The following is a 17,447-nucleotide window of genomic DNA, read 5'->3' on the forward strand; positions in this document are numbered from 1 at the left end:
TAGTGTGGTTCTTGTCAGCAGGAGCCACACCACGAAGGCGGTAGGTCAGCATGGTCACTCACGTCCCGGCGGAGTCGTACGGCGACGAGCGCGGCGCGCTCCTGAGCTTCGTTGAGGCCCAGCGCGGGGCCCTGCGCCGCTCGGTCCTCGGCCTGAGCCCCGAGCAGGCCGCGAGCCGGCCCAGCGCGAGCGAACTGTCCCTGGGCGGGCTGCTCAAGCACGTCGCCGAGTGCGAGCTGAACTGGCTGCGTCTGGCGCAGCAGCGGATCAACGAGAAGGAGCGCACCCAGGAGACCTGGGGCGACAGCTTCAAGCTCGTGGACGGCGAGTCCGTCGAGGAGATCCTCGCCTTCTGGGACGGGGTCTCGGCGGAGCTGACGCAGTTCATCGCGTCCGTCCCGAGCATGGACGACACCTTCCCGCTGCCCGACGCGCCCTGGTTCCCCAAGGACGGCAAGGTCTCGATGCGCTGGCTGCTCCTGCACCTGGTCGAGGAGGACGCACGGCACGCCGGCCACGCGGACGTCATCCGCGAGTCCCTCGACGGCAAGACGGCCTTCGAGCTGGTCGCCCTGGCCTCCGGCCGGACCTGGCACGCGGGCTGAGCGGACCGCGTGGACCCGGTGGACCGGGGCGGACCGGGCGGACCGGGTGGGGGGCCCGGCATGGCTCGATAGCCTGGGCCCATGTCAGCGATCCGCCTCCTCGTCCTCGGCGCCGTCCGCCGGCACGGGCGGGCCCACGGCTACCAGGTCCGGGCCGATCTGGAGTTCTGGGGCGCCCACGAGTGGTCGAACACCAAACCCGGGTCGATCTACCACGCGCTCAAGCAGATGGCGAAGCAGGGCGTACTGCTGGCCCACGAGGTGGGCCCGTCCGCGGCGGGCGGCCCGCCGCGGACGGAGTACGAGCTGACGGAGGCGGGCCGCGCGGAGTACTTCAAACTGCTCCGCGAGGCGCTGTCCTCCTACGACCAGAAGGCCGACGTCCTCGCCTCGGCCCTCGGCTTCATGGTCGACCTGCCCCGCGCCGAGGCGCTCTCCCTGCTCCGCGAGCGCCTGGGCCGGCTGGCCGCCTGGCGCTCGGCCGTCACAGACCACTACGTCCCGGAGGAGGGCCCCGAGCCGCTGGGCCACATCGGCGAGATCACGCACCGCTGGATCCACTCGGCGGACGCCGAGGCGGACTGGACCCGGGGCCTGATCGCCCGGATCGCGGGAGGCGCGTACTCCTTTGCCGACGACCCGGGCGACGCCTTCGAAGGGGTCCTCGCCCCGTCGCCCTGATGCCTCCGGTCCCGGGACTTGCACCTCACGCGGCGTGAGGGACCAGGCTGGGACGCGTACCCGAGAAGAGGAGCGGAAAGCGATGGGCTACTCCGTGGGCCAGGTCGCCGGATTCGCCGGAGTGACGGTGCGCACGCTGCACCACTACGACGAGATCGGGCTGCTCTCCCCGAGCGGCCGCAGCCATGCGGGACACCGGCGGTACGACGACGCCGACCTCGACCGGCTGCAGCGGGTCCTGTTCTACCGGGAGCTCGGCTTTCCGCTCGAAGAGGTCGCGGTCCTGCTGGACGACCCGGAATCGGACCCGGGGGAGCACCTGCGCCGGCAGCACGCCCTCCTGACCGACCGGATCGCCCGGCTCCAGCAGATGGCCGCGGCCGTCGAGCACGCCATGGAGGCGAAGAAGATGGGCATCAACCTCACGCCCGAGGAGCGGTTCGAGGTCTTCGGCGATTTCGATCCCGAGGAGCACGCCGAGGAGGTGGAACGCCGCTGGGGCGACACCTACCGGGAGTCCGCCCGCCGGACCGCCTCCTACACCAAGGAGGACTGGCTGCGGATCCAGGCCCTGGCCGAGGACATCAACCGGCGGTTCGCCGCCCTGCTGGACTCCGGGACGTCCGCGGAGTCCGAGCAGGCCATGGACCTGGCCGAGGAACACCGGGGCTGGATCAACGGCAGCTACTACTTCTGCACGTACGAGATCCACACCGGCCTCGGCGAGATGTACGTCGCGGACGAGCGGTTCACGGCGTACTACGAGGCCGTCCGGCCGGGGCTGGCGGTGTTCGTGCGGGACGCGATCCTGGCCAACGCCGTCCGCAAGGTGTAGCCGCCGATCCCTGGAACCGGGTGGGGGTCGTGTGCGTTCATACTTGGACGGACGTCCCGCCGATCCAGGAGAGCCCGGAACCTGTGAACACGCTTGCGCTCGCCCCCGAGTGGATCTCCCCGGAGTACCTGATCGGTCATTTCGGCCTGATCGGCATCCTGGTCATCGTTTTCGCGGAATCGGGTCTCTTCGCGTTCCTGCCCGGGGACTCCCTGCTCTTCACGGCGGGCCTGTTCGTCGCGAGCGGCACCATCAGCCAGCCGCTGTGGCTGGTGTGCACCCTGATCGCTGCCGCCGCGATCATCGGTGACCAGGTCGGATACATGATCGGCAAGGTTTTCGGCCCGAAGATCTTCAACCGTCCGAACTCCCGGCTCTTCAAGCGGGAGAACCTCGACGCGGCCCACGAGTTCATGGAGAAGCACGGCCCCAAGGCCATCGTGCTCGCGCGGTTCGTGCCGATCATCCGCACCTTCGCGCCGATGGTCGCGGGCGCGACCGCGATGAAGTACCGCACCTTCCTGACGTTCAACATCATCGGCGGCATCCTGTGGGGCGCGGGCGTCACGGTCCTGGGCCACCAGCTCGGCCAGTTCGAGGTCATCAAGAAGAACGTCGAGCCGATCTTCATCGGCATCGTCCTGATCTCCGTGATCCCGGTGATCTTCGAGGTGCTGAAGGCCCGCAAGCAGAAGAAGGCGGCGGCGCAGGCCGGCGGCACGGAGTCCGGCGCCGGCGAGGACCCGCAGGCCCCGGGCCAGCAGCGCAGCGGCCGCCACGCGAAGCGCTAGCCCTCCCGCTGCCCGCAGCTCCCTACGATGCCCCGCCGACCGGGATTCCCGGTCGGCGGGGCATCGCCGTGTCTGGGGCCAGCACAGCCTAGAACCCGCGGGTGCGCTTCGCCGCGCTGCGCTTGGCCGCACTGGCCGCGCCGGGGATGCGCATGAACAGGCGGGACGTCTCGGAGCCGAGGTTGACGCCGATCGCGATGGCGAGGGCGATGGCCGCGGCGTTCGTCAGCGAGCCCAGCCCCTCGTTCAGCCGGTTCTCGGCGATCAGCAGGAGCCCGTAGTACGTGGCCGAGCCCGGCAGCAGCGGGCCGATGGCGGCCGTGACGAAGGGGAGGGCCGAGGAGAACCGGTGCCGGGCGAGGAGCTGTCCGAAGAGGCCGACCAGTCCGGCGGCGATCGCGGTGGACGGCACCGGCGGCATCTTGGCGGCGTAGTGCAGGGCCCCGTAGATCACCCAGGCGATCCCGCCGTTCAGCGTCACGAACCACACGGTGGAACGTTCCTGCTGGAGCAGGATCGCGAATGTGAACACCAGAACCATCGAGGCGGCGATCTGGAGCAGCGGCCGCTGCTCGATCTGGAGGACGTCCTCCGGCTGCGGATTGGAGCCGAACTGGACGCCGACGTAGAGCACCACCAGGACGCCCATGATGATGCCGATGAAGAGGTACATGACCTCCAGCAGCCGGGCGGACGCGGTGATGTAATAGCCGGTCAAACCGTCCTGCACGGCCGCGACCAGGGCCCGTCCCGGCAGCAGCGCGAAGAGCCCGCCGGTGATCACGGCGGAGGAGCGCACGTCGAATTCGGTGAGCTTCAGCGCCACGCCCATCGCGGCCGGGGGCATCGCCGCGACCACGAACTGGTAGAACTCGGGCAGTCCGCGCCCCGCGCAGAACCAGGCCAGCCGGTCGCCGAGCACCGCCCCGAGTGCGGCTGCGAAGAAGACCAGCACGCCACCGCCGACCAGCGTGGAGGCCGCGCCGGCGAGCAGGCCGGCGGCCCCGGTGAGCACCCAGCCGGGATACGGGTGCCGGTTGCGGCGGATCTCGGCGAGCCGGCGGTAGGCGTCCTCCAGCGAGATGTCGACCTCGTGCGCGGTGATGTCGTTGACGAGGCTGAACACGGCCGAGAGCCGGGTGTAGTCCGTGCCGCGGCGGCGGACGGTGCGGTTCGCCGACACGGGGTCGTCCACCAGGGAGGGCTGGTGGGTGATCGACAGCAGGGTGAAGGTGACGGTGGGCTCGCAGCGGTCCAGGCCGTAGCTGCGGGCCACGGCGAACATCGCGGCCTCCACGTCCTCGGCGCCCTCGCCGCCCGAGAGCAACAGCTCGCCGATGCGCAGCGTCAGGTCGAGCACGCGTCCCACGGCGGGCCCGGTCTCCACGGCCAGCCGCTGTGAGGGCTCCGGCACCGGCCGGACGTCGACCGGCATGCGCAGCACCGTGCGCATGCGGTCCTGCCAGGGGGACTCCTTCAGCCGGGTGACGGGGAAGCCCGGAGGGCCGGTGTAGGCCGGCGGGGAGTGGGCGGCGCTGTAGGTGTGCGGCGTGGCGAATGCGGACGCTGGGCCATCGGGGTCCAGGGGCACCGAGGCGAGCCCGTCGGGGACGGCGAACTCCGAGGTCGGCTGGTCCTCCTCGGTCGCCTCCGGGTCCACACCGACCCCGTCCGGCACGGAGAACGCACTGCGCGCCTCGTCCGACTTCGGCTTCCGGTCCTCGGTCCCGGATCCTTCGCCTTCCGCCACGCGTCCTCCAGTCCCCGACCCCAGCCGGTATCAGTATGCGGAACCGTTTCATCCACGGCGAAACAGGAATCTGCCCCGCAGCTGAACTTTCAGCCCGGCCAACGATCTTTCAGCCGGGCCGGCCAGATCCGAGCCGGGGCCTGCCGAAATCCAGCCCCGCCCGGGGGTCCCCCCCCGGACGGAGTCTGGGGGAGTTTGAGGCGCGGGGGTCCGGGGGCGGCGCCCCTGGGAAACGCACCCGCACCCGGACACGACGACGGGCGGCACCCCGTTCAAGGGGTACCGCCCGCGATGTCACAGGGGACGGGGCCTCACAGGCCCGCCCGCCTCACCGAGCGGAGCTCAGTGGTGGCCGCCCTGGGCCTCGAGGCGCTTGTACGAGGCCTCGATCTCGGCCTCGGCCTCGGTGCGGCCGACCCAGTTCGCGCCCTCGACCGACTTGCCCGGCTCCAGGTCCTTGTAGACCTCGAAGAAGTGCTGGATCTCCAGGCGGTCGAACTCGGACACGTGGTGGATGTCGCGCAGGTGCTCCACGCGCGGGTCGGAGGCCGGCACGCACAGCAGCTTGGCGTCGCCGCCCGCCTCGTCGGTCATGTTGAACATGCCGATCGCGCGGCACTTGATCAGGCAGCCCGGGAAGGTCGGCTCGTCAAGGATGACCAGCGCGTCCAGCGGGTCGCCGTCCTCGCCGAGGGTGTTCTCGACGAAGCCGTAGTCGGCCGGGTAGCTGGTCGAGGTGAAGAGACGACGGTCCAGACGGATCCGGCCGGTCTCGTGGTCCACCTCGTACTTGTTCCGCGAACCCTTGGGGATCTCGATGGTGACGTCGAACTCCACGTCCTGCTCCTCCATGATCAGCTTCAGCAGCTTGACTGCTTCGAAACTGCGTTGATTCGCCTGCGTGCGTGGCCGACCCGGCCCTGCCGGGTGGGGTGCCATGCTCGCGGCAAGACGCAATGGTTAAGTGTCCCTCACGCATATGTGTGATCGCGAAAGGGGCTGGTCCGAGGTGCCATTGGTCAAGACCTGGCAGCTCATCGCGGTGTCGGCCGTCGCCGGCCTCGCCCTGTCGGCCGCGACGGTGGCCGCCGCGGGTCCCTGGGACTCCGGCCAGCGTAAGGCCGAGCGGGACAAGGCCGCCTCCTGGGGCCGTACGGGTGGCACAGATCACGGTACGGACGCGGCCGCGGCGCTCCCGCAGGCCGCCCCCAGCGCCCCCGGAGTGCTCGCCGGCGTGCGCCCGGCCGGAGCCGGATCCGGCGACCAGGCCGGAGCCGTGGACTCCGGAGCCCTCGCCGCCGCCCTGCGGCCGCTGCTCGCCGACCCCGCCCTCGGCACCGTCCGCGGCGCCTCCGTGATCGACACCGCCACCGGGCAGGTCCTCTACGAGGCCGGGGCCCGGGAAGCCATGACCCCCGCCTCCACCATCAAGATCGCCACCGCGGCGGCCTCCCTCGCGGCCCTCGGCCCCGAGCACCGGATCCGCACCACCGTGACCCCCGGCGCCGAACCCGGCCGGATCATCCTGGTCGGCGGCGGCGACCCCTCGCTCACCGCCAAGAAGAAGGCCCCCGCCGGCTCCGGCGGCAGCCTCGTCGCCCTCGCCGCGGACACCGCCCAGGCCCTCAAGGCCGCCGGCACCGACTCCGTGGCCCTCGGCTACGACGACTCGCTCTACACCGGCCCCGTCCTCCACCCGATCGGCAACAACCCCAACCTCGCGCCCGTCACGGCCCTGACCGCCGACGAAGGACGCCCCGACGCGTCCTTCTCCGGCCCCGTCAAGCGCAGCGTGGACCCCTCCCGCGACACCGCCCGGGCCTTCGCCGCCCTGCTGGGGGAACGCGGGATCAAGGTCACCGGCGAACCCGCCCGGGCCAAGGCCGCCACGGGCGCCGTGCCGCTCGCCACCACCCTCTCGCCGCCGCTCGCCGGGCTCGTCGAGCGGATGCTGACCCACAGCGACAACGACATCGCCGAAGCCCTGGCCCGCCAGACCGCCCTCGCCTCCGGAGCGCCCGCGAGCTTCGACGGGGTCGCCCAGGCCGTCGGCGCCAAACTCGCCGCCCTCGGAGTCGACACCGCCGGCTCCCGCTTCGCCGACGGCAGCGGCCTCAACCGCGCCGACAAGGTCAGCGCCGGCCTGCTCACCGCCCTCCTCGCCAAGGCCGCCGATCCGCAGCGGCCCGAACTGCGGCCCGTCCTCACCGGACTGCCCGTCGCCGGATTCACCGGCACCCTGCGCACCCGCAACTCCGGCGGCTCCCCGGCGGCCGGCCTGCTGCGGGCCAAGACGGGCACCCTGAGCGGCGTGAACTCCCTCGCCGGCACCGTCGTCGACCCCACCGGCCGACTGCTCGCCTTCGCGTTCCTGACCGCGAACACCCCGGACCCCGGCCCCGCCGAGAAGGGCCTCGACAAGCTCGCGGCGGCCGTGGCCAACGCTTCCTGAGGATCCCGGCCGCCCCTTGGGGATCCCGCCCGCGCGCAGGTCCACGTACGGTTGACGCATGACGAGCTTCGGTGGTGCGGAGATGGTCGACTGGAACCTCGCGGTGGCGACCGCGACCAGGCTCGTGCGGCCCGGCCCGGAGGTGAGCCGGGACGAGGCGCGGGCCGTCGTCGCCGAACTGCGCAGGCACGCCCAGACCTCGGAACGGCACGTACGCGAGTTCACGCGGATGATGCCCGAAGGCATGACCCGGGCCGACACCCCCGTCCTCGTCGTGGACCGGGCCGGCTGGGTCAAGGCCAACGTGGCGGGCTTCCGCGAGCTCCTGTCCCCGCTCCTCGGCAAGATGCAGGACCGCCGCGCCGGCACCCCCGGCGGCGCCGTGCTCGGCGCGGTCGGCGGCAAGGTCACCGGCGTCGAGCTGGGCATGCTGCTCAGCTTCCTGGCCTCCCGCGTGCTCGGCCAGTACGAGACCTTCGCGCCCCCGGGCCTGGACCTCCCGGGCTCCGCCACGGGCGGCCGGCTGCTGCTCGTCGCGCCGAACATCGTCCACGTCGAGCGGGAGCTGGAGGTGGACCCGCACGACTTCCGGCTCTGGGTCTGCCTGCACGAGGAGACGCACCGTACCCAGTTCACGGCCGTCCCGTGGCTCCGCGAACACCTGGAGGGCGAAATCCAGACGTTCCTCGGCGCCACCGAAATGGACCCGATGACCGTTCTGGAGCGACTGCGCGACGCCGCCCAGTCCTTCGCCGGCGCCCGCCCCGACGCGGAACGCGGGGACGAGGGCCGCTCCCTCGTCGAGCTCGTCCAGACCCCCGAGCAGCGCGAGGTGCTGGCCCGGCTCACCGCCGTCATGTCCCTGCTGGAGGGCCACGCCGACTTCGTCATGGACGGGGTCGGCCCCGAGGTCGTCCCCTCGGTCGCCGAGATCCGCGAGAAGTTCCAGCAGCGCAGGGCCAGCGGAGCCGGCCGGCTCGACGCCGCGCTGCGCAAACTCCTCGGCCTCGACGCGAAGCTGCGCCAGTACCGCGACGGGGAACGCTTCGTGCGCGCCGTCGTCGGCCAGGTCGGCATGGACGGCTTCAACCGGGTCTGGACCTCCCCGAACACACTGCCGACCAAGGCCGAGATCGCCGCCCCCGCGGACTGGGTGGCCCGCGTCCACCGCAAGGGGAGCGAGCAGAGCGAGGCAAGCAAAGAGGTGTGACCGGAGAGGCGTGAAGATGTCCCTCTGGGGGAAGCAGCGTCACCCGTCCGAGGGACCGTGGGGCGTGGAAGGGCGTGCGATGCTCGGGGAACGGCTCGGTTCTGTCACCATCGACGCACTCTGAGTGACAGTCCCCCACTCGCGGGGGAGCCGGGCAGCACCCCGGCACACCACCTCCCCAACGCCTCCCAGCGCCTCCGAGGCATCCGAACTCCACGAAGGGCACCGGACATGGGTCCCCATCCTGCGGTCGCGGCGATACGCCTGGCGGTCCGCCGCGTACTCCACGACGTCCTCACCGACCTCACCGACCGTCCCGCTCCCACCCCCGCACCCCGGGTCGGCCGCCCCGGCCGCACCGTCGGATCCTCGGCCGGTGCCGCCCCCCACGACCCCCTCCCCGACACCGCACCGCTCGTCCTCGTCGCCTGCTCCGGCGGCGCGGACTCCATGGCGCTCGCCTCCGCCCTCGCCTTCGAGGCCCCCAAACTCGGAATCCGGGCCGGCGGCATCACCGTCGACCACGGCCTCCAGGACGGCTCCGCCCTGCGCGCCGCCGAGGTCGTCTCCCGCATGACCGCGCTGCACCTGCACCCCGTCGAGTCCGTCGCCGTGCGCGTCGGCCGCGACGGAGGCCCCGAAGCCGCCGCCCGCGACGCCCGCTACGCGGCCCTGGACGAGGCCGCCGACCGGCTGGGCGCCGTCGCCGTGCTGCTCGGGCACACCCGCGACGACCAAGCCGAAACCGTCCTGCTGGGCCTCGCCCGCGGCTCCGGCATCCGCTCGCTCTCCGGCATGCCCGAAGTCTCGGGGGGCCCGGGAGGCCTCGGGGGCCCCGGCGCCCGGAGCCGCGGCCACCGCTACCGCAGGCCCTTCCTCCAGGTCGACCGGCAGACCGCCCGCAAGGCCTGCATGGTCCAGTCCCTCGCCGTTTGGGACGACCCGCACAACATCGACCCCGCCTACACCCGCTCCCGGCTGCGCCACGAGGGACTGCCCGCCCTGGAGAAGGCGCTCGGCAAGGGGGTCGTGGAGGCGCTCGCCCGCACCGCCCAGCTCTCCCGCGACGACGCCGACGCCCTGGACGCCTGGGCCGCCGAGGCCGAGAGCGGCGTACGCGACGAAGACGGCCGCCTGGAATGCGCCAAGCTGTACGCGCTGCCCCCCGCGGTCCGCCGCCGCGTGCTGCGCCGGGCCGTCGTCGCCGCCGGTTCTCCCGCAGGCTCCCTCTTCGCCCGCCACATCGAGGAAGTCGACCGGCTCATCACCGGATGGCGCGGTCAGGGAGCCATCAACCTGCCCGGCCGGGTCGAGGCCCAGCGGCAGGGTGGCAGACTGGTCATCCGGCAGGGCTGATGGTGCTGAAACACGGCTGAGACCTCCGGGGTCACCCCCCGGAGCCCCAGCCGACAACGAAAGTGATGCGGGTGGACGAGAAGGACATGGGCAACGACCTCCAGTCGGTGCTCATCACCAAGGAAGAGATCGACGCGAAGCTGGCAGAGCTGGCCGCGAAGATCGACGCGGAGTACGCGGGCAAGGACCTGCTCATCGTCGGCGTCCTCAAGGGCGCGGTGATGGTGATGGCGGACCTGGCGCGCGCCTTGTCCACCCCGCTCACCATGGACTGGATGGCGGTGTCCTCGTACGGCGCCGGGACCCAGTCCTCGGGCGTGGTGCGGATCCTCAAGGACCTGGACACCGACATCAAGGACAAGCACGTCCTGATCGTCGAGGACATCATCGACTCGGGTCTGACCCTGTCGTGGCTGCTGTCGAACCTCGGCTCCCGCCAGCCGGCCTCCCTGGAGGTCGTCACGCTGCTGCGCAAGCCCGACGCCGCCAAGGTCGCGATCGACGTGAAGTGGGTCGGCTTCGACATCCCCAACGAGTTCGTCGTCGGCTACGGCCTCGACTACGCGGAGAAGTACCGCAACCTGCCGTTCGTCGGCACCCTCGCCCCCCACGTCTACGGCGGCTGATCCAGCACCCGACAGGGGAACCCTGGAGCGTTTCCCGCCGTTGGAGCATGGAAAGGCGGGTCTGTCAGCCGTCCCATGGGGCCGCGGGTGACAATGCAGGGGTACATTCCGAAGAACAGTCTTTACTCACAGCAGCATTTACCTACGGGCAGGAGGGACGGGGTGCCTAGCGCCCCGTATGGATGGACGTGAAGCGATACTTCCGTGGGCCGGTTATGTGGATCGTGCTGGCCGTCCTCGCCGTGGTCGTGTTGATGAACGTCGTCGGCTCCGGCGGCGGCTACAAGTCGGTGGAGACCAGCGAGGTCATCAAGGCGATCAACAGTGGCCAGGTGGACAGCGCCAAGCTCACCACCGGTGACAGCCAGATGATCAAGATCGAGCTGAAGAAGGACCAGAAGCTCGGCGACAACGACGGCACCAAGTTCCAGGCCAACTACATCGGGGACCAGGGCGTACAGCTCGCCCAGAACCTCCAGACCAAGTACGAAGCCGGTCAGATCCCTGACGGATACTCCGTCACGCCGGACAAGACCAGCCCGTTCCTGAGCGTGCTGCTCTCGCTGCTGCCGTTCGTCCTCATCGTCGTCGTCTTCCTGTTCCTGATGAACCAGATGCAGGGCGGTGGTTCCCGGGTCATGCAGTTCGGGAAGTCCAAGGCCAAGCTCATCACCAAGGACACCCCGAAGACGACGTTCGCCGATGTCGCGGGCTCGGACGAGGCCGTCGAGGAACTCCACGAGATCAAGGAGTTCCTCCAGGAGCCGGCGAAGTTCCAGGCCGTCGGCGCCAAGATCCCCAAGGGCGTGCTGCTGTACGGCCCGCCCGGCACCGGTAAGACCCTGCTCGCGCGTGCCGTCGCGGGCGAGGCCGGTGTCCCCTTCTACTCGATCTCCGGATCCGACTTCGTCGAGATGTTCGTCGGTGTCGGTGCCTCGCGTGTCCGCGACCTGTTCGAGCAGGCCAAGGCCAACGCCCCGGCGATCGTCTTCGTCGACGAGATCGACGCAGTGGGCCGGCACCGCGGTGCGGGCCTGGGCGGCGGTCACGACGAGCGCGAGCAGACCCTCAACCAGCTGCTCGTCGAGATGGACGGCTTCGACGTGAAGGGCGGGGTCATCCTGATCGCCGCCACGAACCGTCCCGACATCCTCGACCCGGCCCTCCTGCGCCCCGGCCGCTTCGACCGCCAGATCGCGGTCGACCGTCCGGACATGCAGGGCCGTCTGGAGATCCTCAAGGTCCACCAGAAGGGCAAGCCGGTCGCCCCGGACGTCGACCTGGGTGCGGTAGCCCGTCGTACGCCCGGCTTCACGGGTGCCGATCTCGCCAACGTCCTGAACGAGGCCGCGCTGCTCACGGCCCGCTCGGACGGGAAGCTGATCGACAACCACGCGCTGGACGAGGCGATCGACCGCGTCGTGGCGGGTCCGCAGAAGCGGACCCGGATCATGTCGGACCGGGAAAAGAAGATCACCGCGTACCACGAGGGCGGACACGCCCTGGTCGCGGCGGCTTCGCCGAACTCGGACCCGGTCCACAAGATCACGATCCTGTCCCGCGGCCGGGCCCTGGGTTACACCATGGTCCTGCCCGACGAGGACAAGTACTCGACCACGCGCAACGAGATGCTCGACCAGCTCGCGTACATGCTGGGCGGGCGCGCGGCCGAGGAGCTGGTCTTCCACGACCCGACCACGGGCGCGGCGAACGACATCGAGAAGGCCACGGCAACGGCCCGCGCGATGGTCACCCAGTACGGCATGACCGAGCGTCTCGGCGCGATCAAGTTCGGCGGGGACAACACCGAGCCGTTCCTGGGCCGCGAGATGTCGCACCCGAGGGACTACTCGGAAGAGGTCGCCGCGCTGGTCGACGAAGAGGTCAAGAAGCTGATCGAGACGGCGCACAACGAGGCCTGGGAAATCCTGGTCGAGAACCGCGACGTCCTCGACAACCTCGTCCTCGCCCTCCTCGAGAAGGAGACGCTCAACAAGGAGCAGATCGCCGAGGTCTTCTCGACGATCGTGAAGCGCCCGGCCCGCCCGGCGTGGACCGGCTCCTCCCACCGCACGCCGTCCACCCGTCCGCCGGTGCTCTCTCCCAAGGAGCTCCAGCTGACGAACGCGGCGAACGGCACGTCGGCGATCTCCTCGCCGGCGGTCTCGGTGGAGAAGACCCCGGAGCCCTCCCCGGAGGAGCGTCCGGAGGCGTAGTACCTCCCGGAATGGAAGCCGCGCCCCCCAGGTTCTAGCCTGGGGGGCGCGGCACTTTTACGCGCCGGCGAACGCGTACACAGGAACGAGGAAGAGATGACCGACCCAGTGACCCTGACCGGTGGCGAGGGCACGATCGGCGAGTTCGACGAGAAGCGCGCCGAGGCGGCGGTCCGCGAGCTCCTGATCGCGGTCGGCGAGGACCCGGACCGCGAGGGGCTTCTGGAGACGCCGGCCCGGGTGGCGCGGGCGTACAGGGAGATATTCGGGGGTCTGTGGCAGAAGCCCGAAGAGGTGCTGACCACGACGTTCGACCTCGGCCACGACGAGATGGTCCTGGTGAAGGACATCGAGGTCATGAGTTCGTGTGAACATCATTTGGTGCCATTCGTCGGAGTTGCCCATGTTGGGTACATTCCGTCCGTTGATGGCAAGATCACCGGCCTGTCGAAGCTGGCCCGGCTGGTGGACGTGTTCGCCCGTCGCCCCCAGGTGCAGGAGCGGCTGACCACGCAGATCGCCGACTCCCTGATGGAGATCCTGGACCCGCGCGGGGTCATCGTGGTCATCGAGTGCGAGCACATGTGCATGACCATGCGCGGTGTCCGCAAGCCGGGCGCGAAGACCATCACCTCGGCCGTCCGCGGCCAGCTCCGCGACCCCGCGACCCGCAACGAGGCGATGAGCCTGATCATCGCTCGCTAGCCGGATTGTCAGACCCGCCCGATAACGTCGTCGATCAGGTGATTTCACTTGACCGGAGGGCGGTTATGGGCGGGCTGCCGAGCAAGCAGATGGTGAATGGGGTGGACGGGCAGGCCCAGGCGAGAACCGTGGGTGTGGGCGACCGGCTCTGGACACTGGACGGGGACAAGACGGTGCCCACGGCCGTTCTGCGGGTGACGGCTGTGAAGGCTCGCGAGGTCGTGGACGTCGTCACGGACGGGCAGACGTTCACCGTGGCGCCGGACCAGTTACTGGGTACGCGGGACGGATGGGTTCCGGCCGCAGACGCTGCTGGCAGCGCCGTGGCTTGGCCCCCGCCGCGCAAGCTCTGCCGGACGCGCCTGACGATCCTGCCCGGCTACGAGTTCGGCTATCTGGTGGGTGCCACATGTGCGGACGGCACGGTGGGCAAGAACTATGCCTCCCTGGTCGTGAACGACCAGGACTTCGCAGCCAAGTACGCGGAGTGTCTGACCGCGGCGACAGGCCTCCCTGCCCGGCTGGAACCCGTTACGAGGCCGTCCGGCTTCCTCCAGCGCGACCTTCCGGGATTCCGGGTCCGAGTGGTCTCCTCGTACCTTGCGGACGTCCTGCGGCAATACGTGGGAGGCGACGCGCACCACATGCGGCAGGGCTTTCCCCGCGTCGTGATGAAAGACCTCGCCACCTTTGAAGGCTTCCTGGACGGGTACGTGGACGGCGATGGCTGCCGGATCAAGCGCTGGGACGCACGGATGATCACCAGCGCCAACGTTCCGTTCCTGGCGGAGCTGGCCGCGATCATCGGTGCCCGCTTCACACCGCTGGTCGGGAAGGCTTCGCAGCTGGTGGTCACCGACCGCTGGCAACGGCGCGGCACCTTCGTGCCGGAGGATCACTCCACGCAGCTCGTGGAGCGGCAGTCGGCGACGGTGTCCGAGGTTCGGCACCACACCGCCACCGGTGCCAAGCCTTTCACCCTCTACACCTACGACCTCGGCCCCCACCCCGGCTTCCTGGTGAGCGGCCACCTGGTCCGGGCCTCCGGGTGACCGCTCAGGCCCGGGCCTGGGCCTCCGGGGCGGGGTCCTCGTCGTCCGGGAGTTTCAGGACGTGTTCCAGGAAGAGGGCCGCCGCGACGACCGCCGCGCCCGCCAGGACCGAGAAGCCGGCGTACCAGGTCTGGTCACGGCGGGCGGGGACGTCCATGGCGTTGGTGAGCAGGAAGACGCCGACGCCGCCGTAGGCGCCCGCGACCAGGGCCGCCACCAGGGCGCTGGCCTGGCCGAAGACCACCGCGCGGGCCGCCATCAGCGGCTCCACGCCCTTGGCGCCGGGCACGCGGTCGCGCTGGGCCTTCAGGCGGGAGCGTAGCGACAGGGCCGTCGCCAGCAGGACCACCGCGATGGCGCCGAGCACGATGGGCGCGGCCACCGGGACGCCCGGGAGCGTGCCGTAGGCGTTCCACAGCCGGGCTCCGGCCCAGGACAGCACCGCGGCGACCGCGAAAATGCCCGCCAGGACCGCCGGCCTCAGTTGCTTCACGTGAGCCTCTCCCGCCATTCCGCAGCGCCCGCTCTCCGTGCGTGCGTATCCGGTGATCCTAAGTGTTCGACGGCCCCGCTCCGCGGGCACGGCTCACTCGGGGAGGCGCAGTTCCAGGTCCGTGCGCCGGGTGAGCCCCTCGTGGCCGACTGCGGCCAGGAGCGCGGCGACGGGCCCGTGGCCCGGGATCTGCGCTTCGGGGTCGATGTCGTTCCAGGGGGCCAGCACGAAGGCGCGCTGGTGGGCGCGCGGGTGCGGGAGGGTGAGGACGGGGTCGGCGGAGACCACGTCGGCGTAGGCGATGATGTCGACGTCGATCGTGCGGGGTCCCCAGCGCTCCTCGCGGACGCGGTCGAAGGCTTCTTCGATGGCGTGGCCGCGCTCCAGCAGCGAGCTGGGGGGCAGGGTGGTCTTCACCAAGACGACGGCGTTGAGGTACGAGGGCTGCGAGCCCGGCTCCACGCCCCACGGCTCCGTCTCGTAGACGGGGGAGACGGCCTTGACCCGCAGGCCCGGAGTGTCGCCGAGGGCGTCGATGGCGCCCTGGAGGGTCTCCAGGCGGTTGCCCAGGTTCGCGCCGAGCGCGACGACGGCCCACTTGGGGTTGGACAGGGTGACGTCCGCCGCGTCGACGGCCTCGACCACGGAGGCGGGTACGGGCTGGACCGTGGGGTCGCTCTGGGCGTTCATTCCGTTGTTCACGCGCGGCTCCGGGTGATCGTGATGGTCACGTCGTCGAAGGGGACGGTGATCGGCGCGTCCGGTTTGTGGACGACGACCTCCACCTGGGCGACCGCCTCGTGCTTGAGGCACTGCTGGGCGATCCGCTCGGCGAGGGTCTCGATCAGGTCCACGGGCTCGCCCTGGACCACGTCGACGACTTCTTCCGCGACTACCCCGTAGTGCACGGTCTTAGCCAGGTCGTCGCCCGCCGCCGCGGGACGGGTGTCCAGGTGGAGCACCAGGTCGACGATGAAGGTCTGGCCTTCCTCGCGTTCCCGGGGGAAGACGCCATGGTGCCCGCGAGCCTTGAGGCCGCGCAGCGCGACACGATCCACGCGAATCACTCCTGCTTTTCGTAGGTGCTTCCGGTCCGGGACTCCCCGGATCCATGGCCGGAGCCGAGTGCGGTCGGCGTCGTCCATCTTCGAATTTACCTGCGAAATACCGTCGGCCCCGACGGAGGGGTCAGGAGGACTCCTCCTCCTCGTCCTCGTCGGAGTCCGTGAGGACGGGAGAACCGTGGTGCGACCAGAGCCGCCAGCCCTCCGGTGTGCGTCGGAACACATTCGTGGCGACGACGAGCTGGCCGACGAGCGGGCCCAGCTCTCCGCCGTCCTCGGCCGGTCCGCCGCTGAGGATGTTCTCGGTGCAGGTCACCAGGGCGGTGTCGCCTATGACGGTGACCTTGGTGTCGGTGAGGAAGAACTGGATGTACTCCGTGTGCGACATGATCAGCGCGTAGGAGCGCAGCACTTCGCCGCGTCCCGACAGCACCGGCCAGCCCGGGTGCACGCAGGAGATCTCGTCTTCGAGCCAGAGCGCCGACAGCGTGTCGAAGTCCCCCTGCTCCATGGCCTCGTAGAAGGCAGTGTTGACCTCTTCGACCGATTCGATGTCGGTACGGCTCACCGTGCCCCTTCCTCGTTGCTACGGGTGCTACGCAGTGCCCCTTCCACGGCGCGGGTCACCCGAACCGCGTCGGCGCTCGCCCGCACCTCGTGGACCCGTACGGCCCAGGCGCCCTGCGCGGCGGCGATGGCGGTGACGGCGGCGGTGGCGGCGTCGCGCTCGCGGGCGGGCGGCGGGGAGGCGTCGTCGGCGCCGGCCAGCACCCGCCCGAGGAAACGCTTCCGCGAGGCGGCCACCAGCAGCGGGAAACCGAGGGCGCGCAGCTCGGAGAGGTGGGCGACCAGGGCGAGGTCGTGCTCGGCGTTCTTGGCGAAGCCGAGGCCCGGGTCGACCACGAGCCGTTCGGGGGCGATGCCGCCGGTGACGACGGCGTCGATGCGGGTGCGCAGTTCCGCGGTGACCTCGGCGAGGACGTCCTCGTAGACGGCGAGGCTGTTCATGCCGTCGCTGAAGCCGCGCCAGTGCATGACGACGAAGGGCACTTCGGCGGCGGCGACGGCCGGGATCATGCCGGGGTCGGCGAGGCCGCCGCTGACGTCGTTGACCAGGGCGGCGCCCGCGGCCACCGCTCGGGCGGCGACGGAGGCGCGCATGGTGTCGACGGAGACGACGACCCCTTCGGAGGCGAGGCCGCGGACGACGGGGACGACCCGGCGCAGCTCCTCCTCCTCATCGACGCGGGAGGCGCCCGGGCGGGTGGACTCGCCGCCGACGTCCACGAGGTCGGCGCCCTGGGCGACGAGGTCGAGGCCGCGCTTGACGGCGGCGGTGGTGTCGAACCAGCGGCCGCCGTCGGAGAAGGAGTCGGGGGTGACGTTGACTACGCCCATGACCGCGCAGCGGTCCCAGTCGGGGAGGCCTGTCACCAGGCCCCTGGGGGCGGGGCCGCGGTTCGTGTTCATGGTTCCCAGGGTAGGGCCCGGGCCCTCGCCCCTGCCCTGGCCGGGCGGTAGCCCTGGCCCTGGCCGGGCCCTGGCCCTTGCCCTGGCCGGGCCCTGGCCCTTGCCCTGGCCGGGCCCTGGCCTGGCCAGGCGGTTGCTGGG

The 17,447-nt window shown here is 70.8% G+C and carries 17 protein-coding genes and 1 pseudogene; 11 read left to right on the forward strand and 7 right to left on the reverse strand.

Annotation, left to right across the window (positions count from 1 at the left end; genetic code table 11):
* The first annotated feature begins 50 nt into the window (after window positions 1-50).
* The 4 genes and pseudogenes from AC3IYI_RS22570 to AC3IYI_RS22585 form a co-directional block, all read left to right on the forward strand.
* Window positions 51-605, forward strand: coding sequence for a DinB family protein (locus AC3IYI_RS22570; protein WP_489405481.1), 555 nt, complete (start codon window positions 51-53; stop codon window positions 603-605).
* A gap of 81 nt (window positions 606-686) precedes the next feature.
* The gene (locus tag AC3IYI_RS22575) at window positions 687-1,286 is read left to right on the forward strand and encodes a PadR family transcriptional regulator (RefSeq protein WP_489405482.1); all 600 of its coding nucleotides are present in this window, start codon (window positions 687-689) and stop codon (window positions 1,284-1,286) included.
* A gap of 82 nt (window positions 1,287-1,368) precedes the next feature.
* Window positions 1,369-2,121 carry a MerR family transcriptional regulator gene (locus tag AC3IYI_RS22580; protein WP_489405483.1) on the forward strand — a complete coding sequence of 251 codons (753 nt, stop codon included), beginning with the start codon at window positions 1,369-1,371 and terminating at the stop codon, window positions 2,119-2,121.
* Between the two features lie 83 nt (window positions 2,122-2,204).
* Window positions 2,205-2,870: pseudogene (locus tag AC3IYI_RS22585) on the forward strand (DedA family protein); the annotation flags it as partial.
* Window positions 2,871-3,000: 130 nt separating this feature from the next.
* Here the strand turns inward: AC3IYI_RS22585 and AC3IYI_RS22590 are convergent.
* Both AC3IYI_RS22590 and AC3IYI_RS22595 read right to left on the reverse strand, forming a co-directional pair.
* Entirely contained in the window at window positions 3,001-4,662 is a 1,662-nt protein-coding gene (locus AC3IYI_RS22590; RefSeq protein WP_489405484.1) for a threonine/serine exporter family protein, read from the reverse strand.
* A 342-nt stretch (window positions 4,663-5,004) separates the two neighbouring features.
* The gene (locus AC3IYI_RS22595) at window positions 5,005-5,499 is read right to left on the reverse strand and encodes an inorganic diphosphatase (protein ID WP_214947725.1); all 495 of its coding nucleotides are present in this window, start codon (window positions 5,497-5,499) and stop codon (window positions 5,005-5,007) included.
* A 172-nt stretch (window positions 5,500-5,671) separates the two neighbouring features.
* Between AC3IYI_RS22595 and dacB the strand changes: the two genes are divergently transcribed.
* From dacB to AC3IYI_RS22630, 7 genes are all read left to right on the forward strand, one after another.
* Window positions 5,672-7,114 carry a D-alanyl-D-alanine carboxypeptidase/D-alanyl-D-alanine endopeptidase gene (gene dacB, locus AC3IYI_RS22600; protein ID WP_489405485.1) on the forward strand — a complete coding sequence of 481 codons (1,443 nt, stop codon included), beginning with the start codon at window positions 5,672-5,674 and terminating at the stop codon, window positions 7,112-7,114.
* Window positions 7,115-7,172: 58 nt separating this feature from the next.
* Complete coding sequence (locus AC3IYI_RS22605) at window positions 7,173-8,324, forward strand: zinc-dependent metalloprotease (protein WP_489405486.1); 1,152 nt, start codon at window positions 7,173-7,175, stop codon at window positions 8,322-8,324.
* A gap of 231 nt (window positions 8,325-8,555) precedes the next feature.
* Window positions 8,556-9,680, forward strand: coding sequence for a tRNA lysidine(34) synthetase TilS (tilS, locus tag AC3IYI_RS22610; protein WP_489405487.1), 1,125 nt, complete (start codon window positions 8,556-8,558; stop codon window positions 9,678-9,680).
* A 65-nt stretch (window positions 9,681-9,745) separates the two neighbouring features.
* Window positions 9,746-10,306, forward strand: coding sequence for a hypoxanthine phosphoribosyltransferase (gene hpt / locus AC3IYI_RS22615; RefSeq protein ID WP_243339812.1), 561 nt, complete (start codon window positions 9,746-9,748; stop codon window positions 10,304-10,306).
* Between the two features lie 182 nt (window positions 10,307-10,488).
* A complete protein-coding gene (ftsH, locus tag AC3IYI_RS22620; protein ID WP_489405488.1) occupies window positions 10,489-12,522 on the forward strand; it encodes an ATP-dependent zinc metalloprotease FtsH in 2,034 nt (677 codons plus the stop codon).
* A 96-nt stretch (window positions 12,523-12,618) separates the two neighbouring features.
* Window positions 12,619-13,227 (forward strand): GTP cyclohydrolase I FolE, encoded by a 609-nt coding sequence (gene folE, locus AC3IYI_RS22625; RefSeq protein WP_327254273.1) that lies wholly within the window; start codon window positions 12,619-12,621, stop codon window positions 13,225-13,227.
* 65 nt (window positions 13,228-13,292) lie between these two features.
* Window positions 13,293-14,279 carry a hypothetical protein gene (locus AC3IYI_RS22630; protein ID WP_489405489.1) on the forward strand — a complete coding sequence of 329 codons (987 nt, stop codon included), beginning with the start codon at window positions 13,293-13,295 and terminating at the stop codon, window positions 14,277-14,279.
* A gap of 4 nt (window positions 14,280-14,283) precedes the next feature.
* Here the strand turns inward: AC3IYI_RS22630 and AC3IYI_RS22635 are convergent, their stop codons facing one another.
* The 5 genes from AC3IYI_RS22635 to folP form a co-directional block, all read right to left on the reverse strand.
* Complete coding sequence (locus tag AC3IYI_RS22635; RefSeq protein WP_489405490.1) at window positions 14,284-14,772, reverse strand: DUF3180 domain-containing protein; 489 nt, start codon at window positions 14,770-14,772, stop codon at window positions 14,284-14,286.
* Between the two features lie 93 nt (window positions 14,773-14,865).
* Complete coding sequence (gene folK / locus AC3IYI_RS22640; RefSeq protein ID WP_489411620.1) at window positions 14,866-15,462, reverse strand: 2-amino-4-hydroxy-6-hydroxymethyldihydropteridine diphosphokinase; 597 nt, start codon at window positions 15,460-15,462, stop codon at window positions 14,866-14,868.
* An 8-nt stretch (window positions 15,463-15,470) separates the two neighbouring features.
* The gene (folB, locus tag AC3IYI_RS22645) at window positions 15,471-15,830 is read right to left on the reverse strand and encodes a dihydroneopterin aldolase (protein WP_030010912.1); all 360 of its coding nucleotides are present in this window, start codon (window positions 15,828-15,830) and stop codon (window positions 15,471-15,473) included.
* Between the two features lie 130 nt (window positions 15,831-15,960).
* Window positions 15,961-16,347: a nuclear transport factor 2 family protein gene (locus AC3IYI_RS22650; RefSeq protein ID WP_489411621.1), complete on the reverse strand. Its 387-nt coding sequence runs from the start codon at window positions 16,345-16,347 to the stop codon at window positions 15,961-15,963.
* A 53-nt stretch (window positions 16,348-16,400) separates the two neighbouring features.
* On the reverse strand, window positions 16,401-17,306 hold the full coding sequence (gene folP, locus AC3IYI_RS22655; RefSeq protein WP_489405491.1) for a dihydropteroate synthase: 906 nt from the start codon (window positions 17,304-17,306) through the stop codon (window positions 16,401-16,403).
* Between the last annotated feature and the right edge of the window lie 141 nt (window positions 17,307-17,447).

The sequence above is a fragment of the Streptomyces sp. GL_148 genome, assembly GCF_057834205.1.

Bases quoted from the DNA above. Each gene is read 5' to 3' on its own strand.
- AC3IYI_RS22570 (WP_489405481.1), top strand. From the start codon at position 51: ATGGTCACTCACGTCCCGGCGGAGTCGTACGGCGACGAGCGCGGCGCG.
- AC3IYI_RS22575 (WP_489405482.1), top strand. From the start codon at position 687: ATGTCAGCGATCCGCCTCCTCGTCCTCGGCGCCGTCCGCCGGCACGGG.
- AC3IYI_RS22580 (WP_489405483.1), top strand. From the start codon at position 1,369: ATGGGCTACTCCGTGGGCCAGGTCGCCGGATTCGCCGGAGTGACGGTG.
- AC3IYI_RS22605 (WP_489405486.1), top strand. From the start codon at position 7,173: ATGACGAGCTTCGGTGGTGCGGAGATGGTCGACTGGAACCTCGCGGTG.
- tilS (WP_489405487.1), top strand. From the start codon at position 8,556: ATGGGTCCCCATCCTGCGGTCGCGGCGATACGCCTGGCGGTCCGCCGC.
- hpt (WP_243339812.1), top strand. From the start codon at position 9,746: ATGCGGGTGGACGAGAAGGACATGGGCAACGACCTCCAGTCGGTGCTC.
- ftsH (WP_489405488.1), top strand. From the start codon at position 10,489: ATGGACGTGAAGCGATACTTCCGTGGGCCGGTTATGTGGATCGTGCTG.
- folE (WP_327254273.1), top strand. From the start codon at position 12,619: ATGACCGACCCAGTGACCCTGACCGGTGGCGAGGGCACGATCGGCGAG.
- AC3IYI_RS22630 (WP_489405489.1), top strand. From the start codon at position 13,293: ATGGGCGGGCTGCCGAGCAAGCAGATGGTGAATGGGGTGGACGGGCAG.
- folK (WP_489411620.1), bottom strand. From the start codon at position 15,462: ATGAACGCCCAGAGCGACCCCACGGTCCAGCCCGTACCCGCCTCCGTG.
- AC3IYI_RS22650 (WP_489411621.1), bottom strand. From the start codon at position 16,347: ATGGAGCAGGGGGACTTCGACACGCTGTCGGCGCTCTGGCTCGAAGAC.
- folP (WP_489405491.1), bottom strand. From the start codon at position 17,306: ATGAACACGAACCGCGGCCCCGCCCCCAGGGGCCTGGTGACAGGCCTC.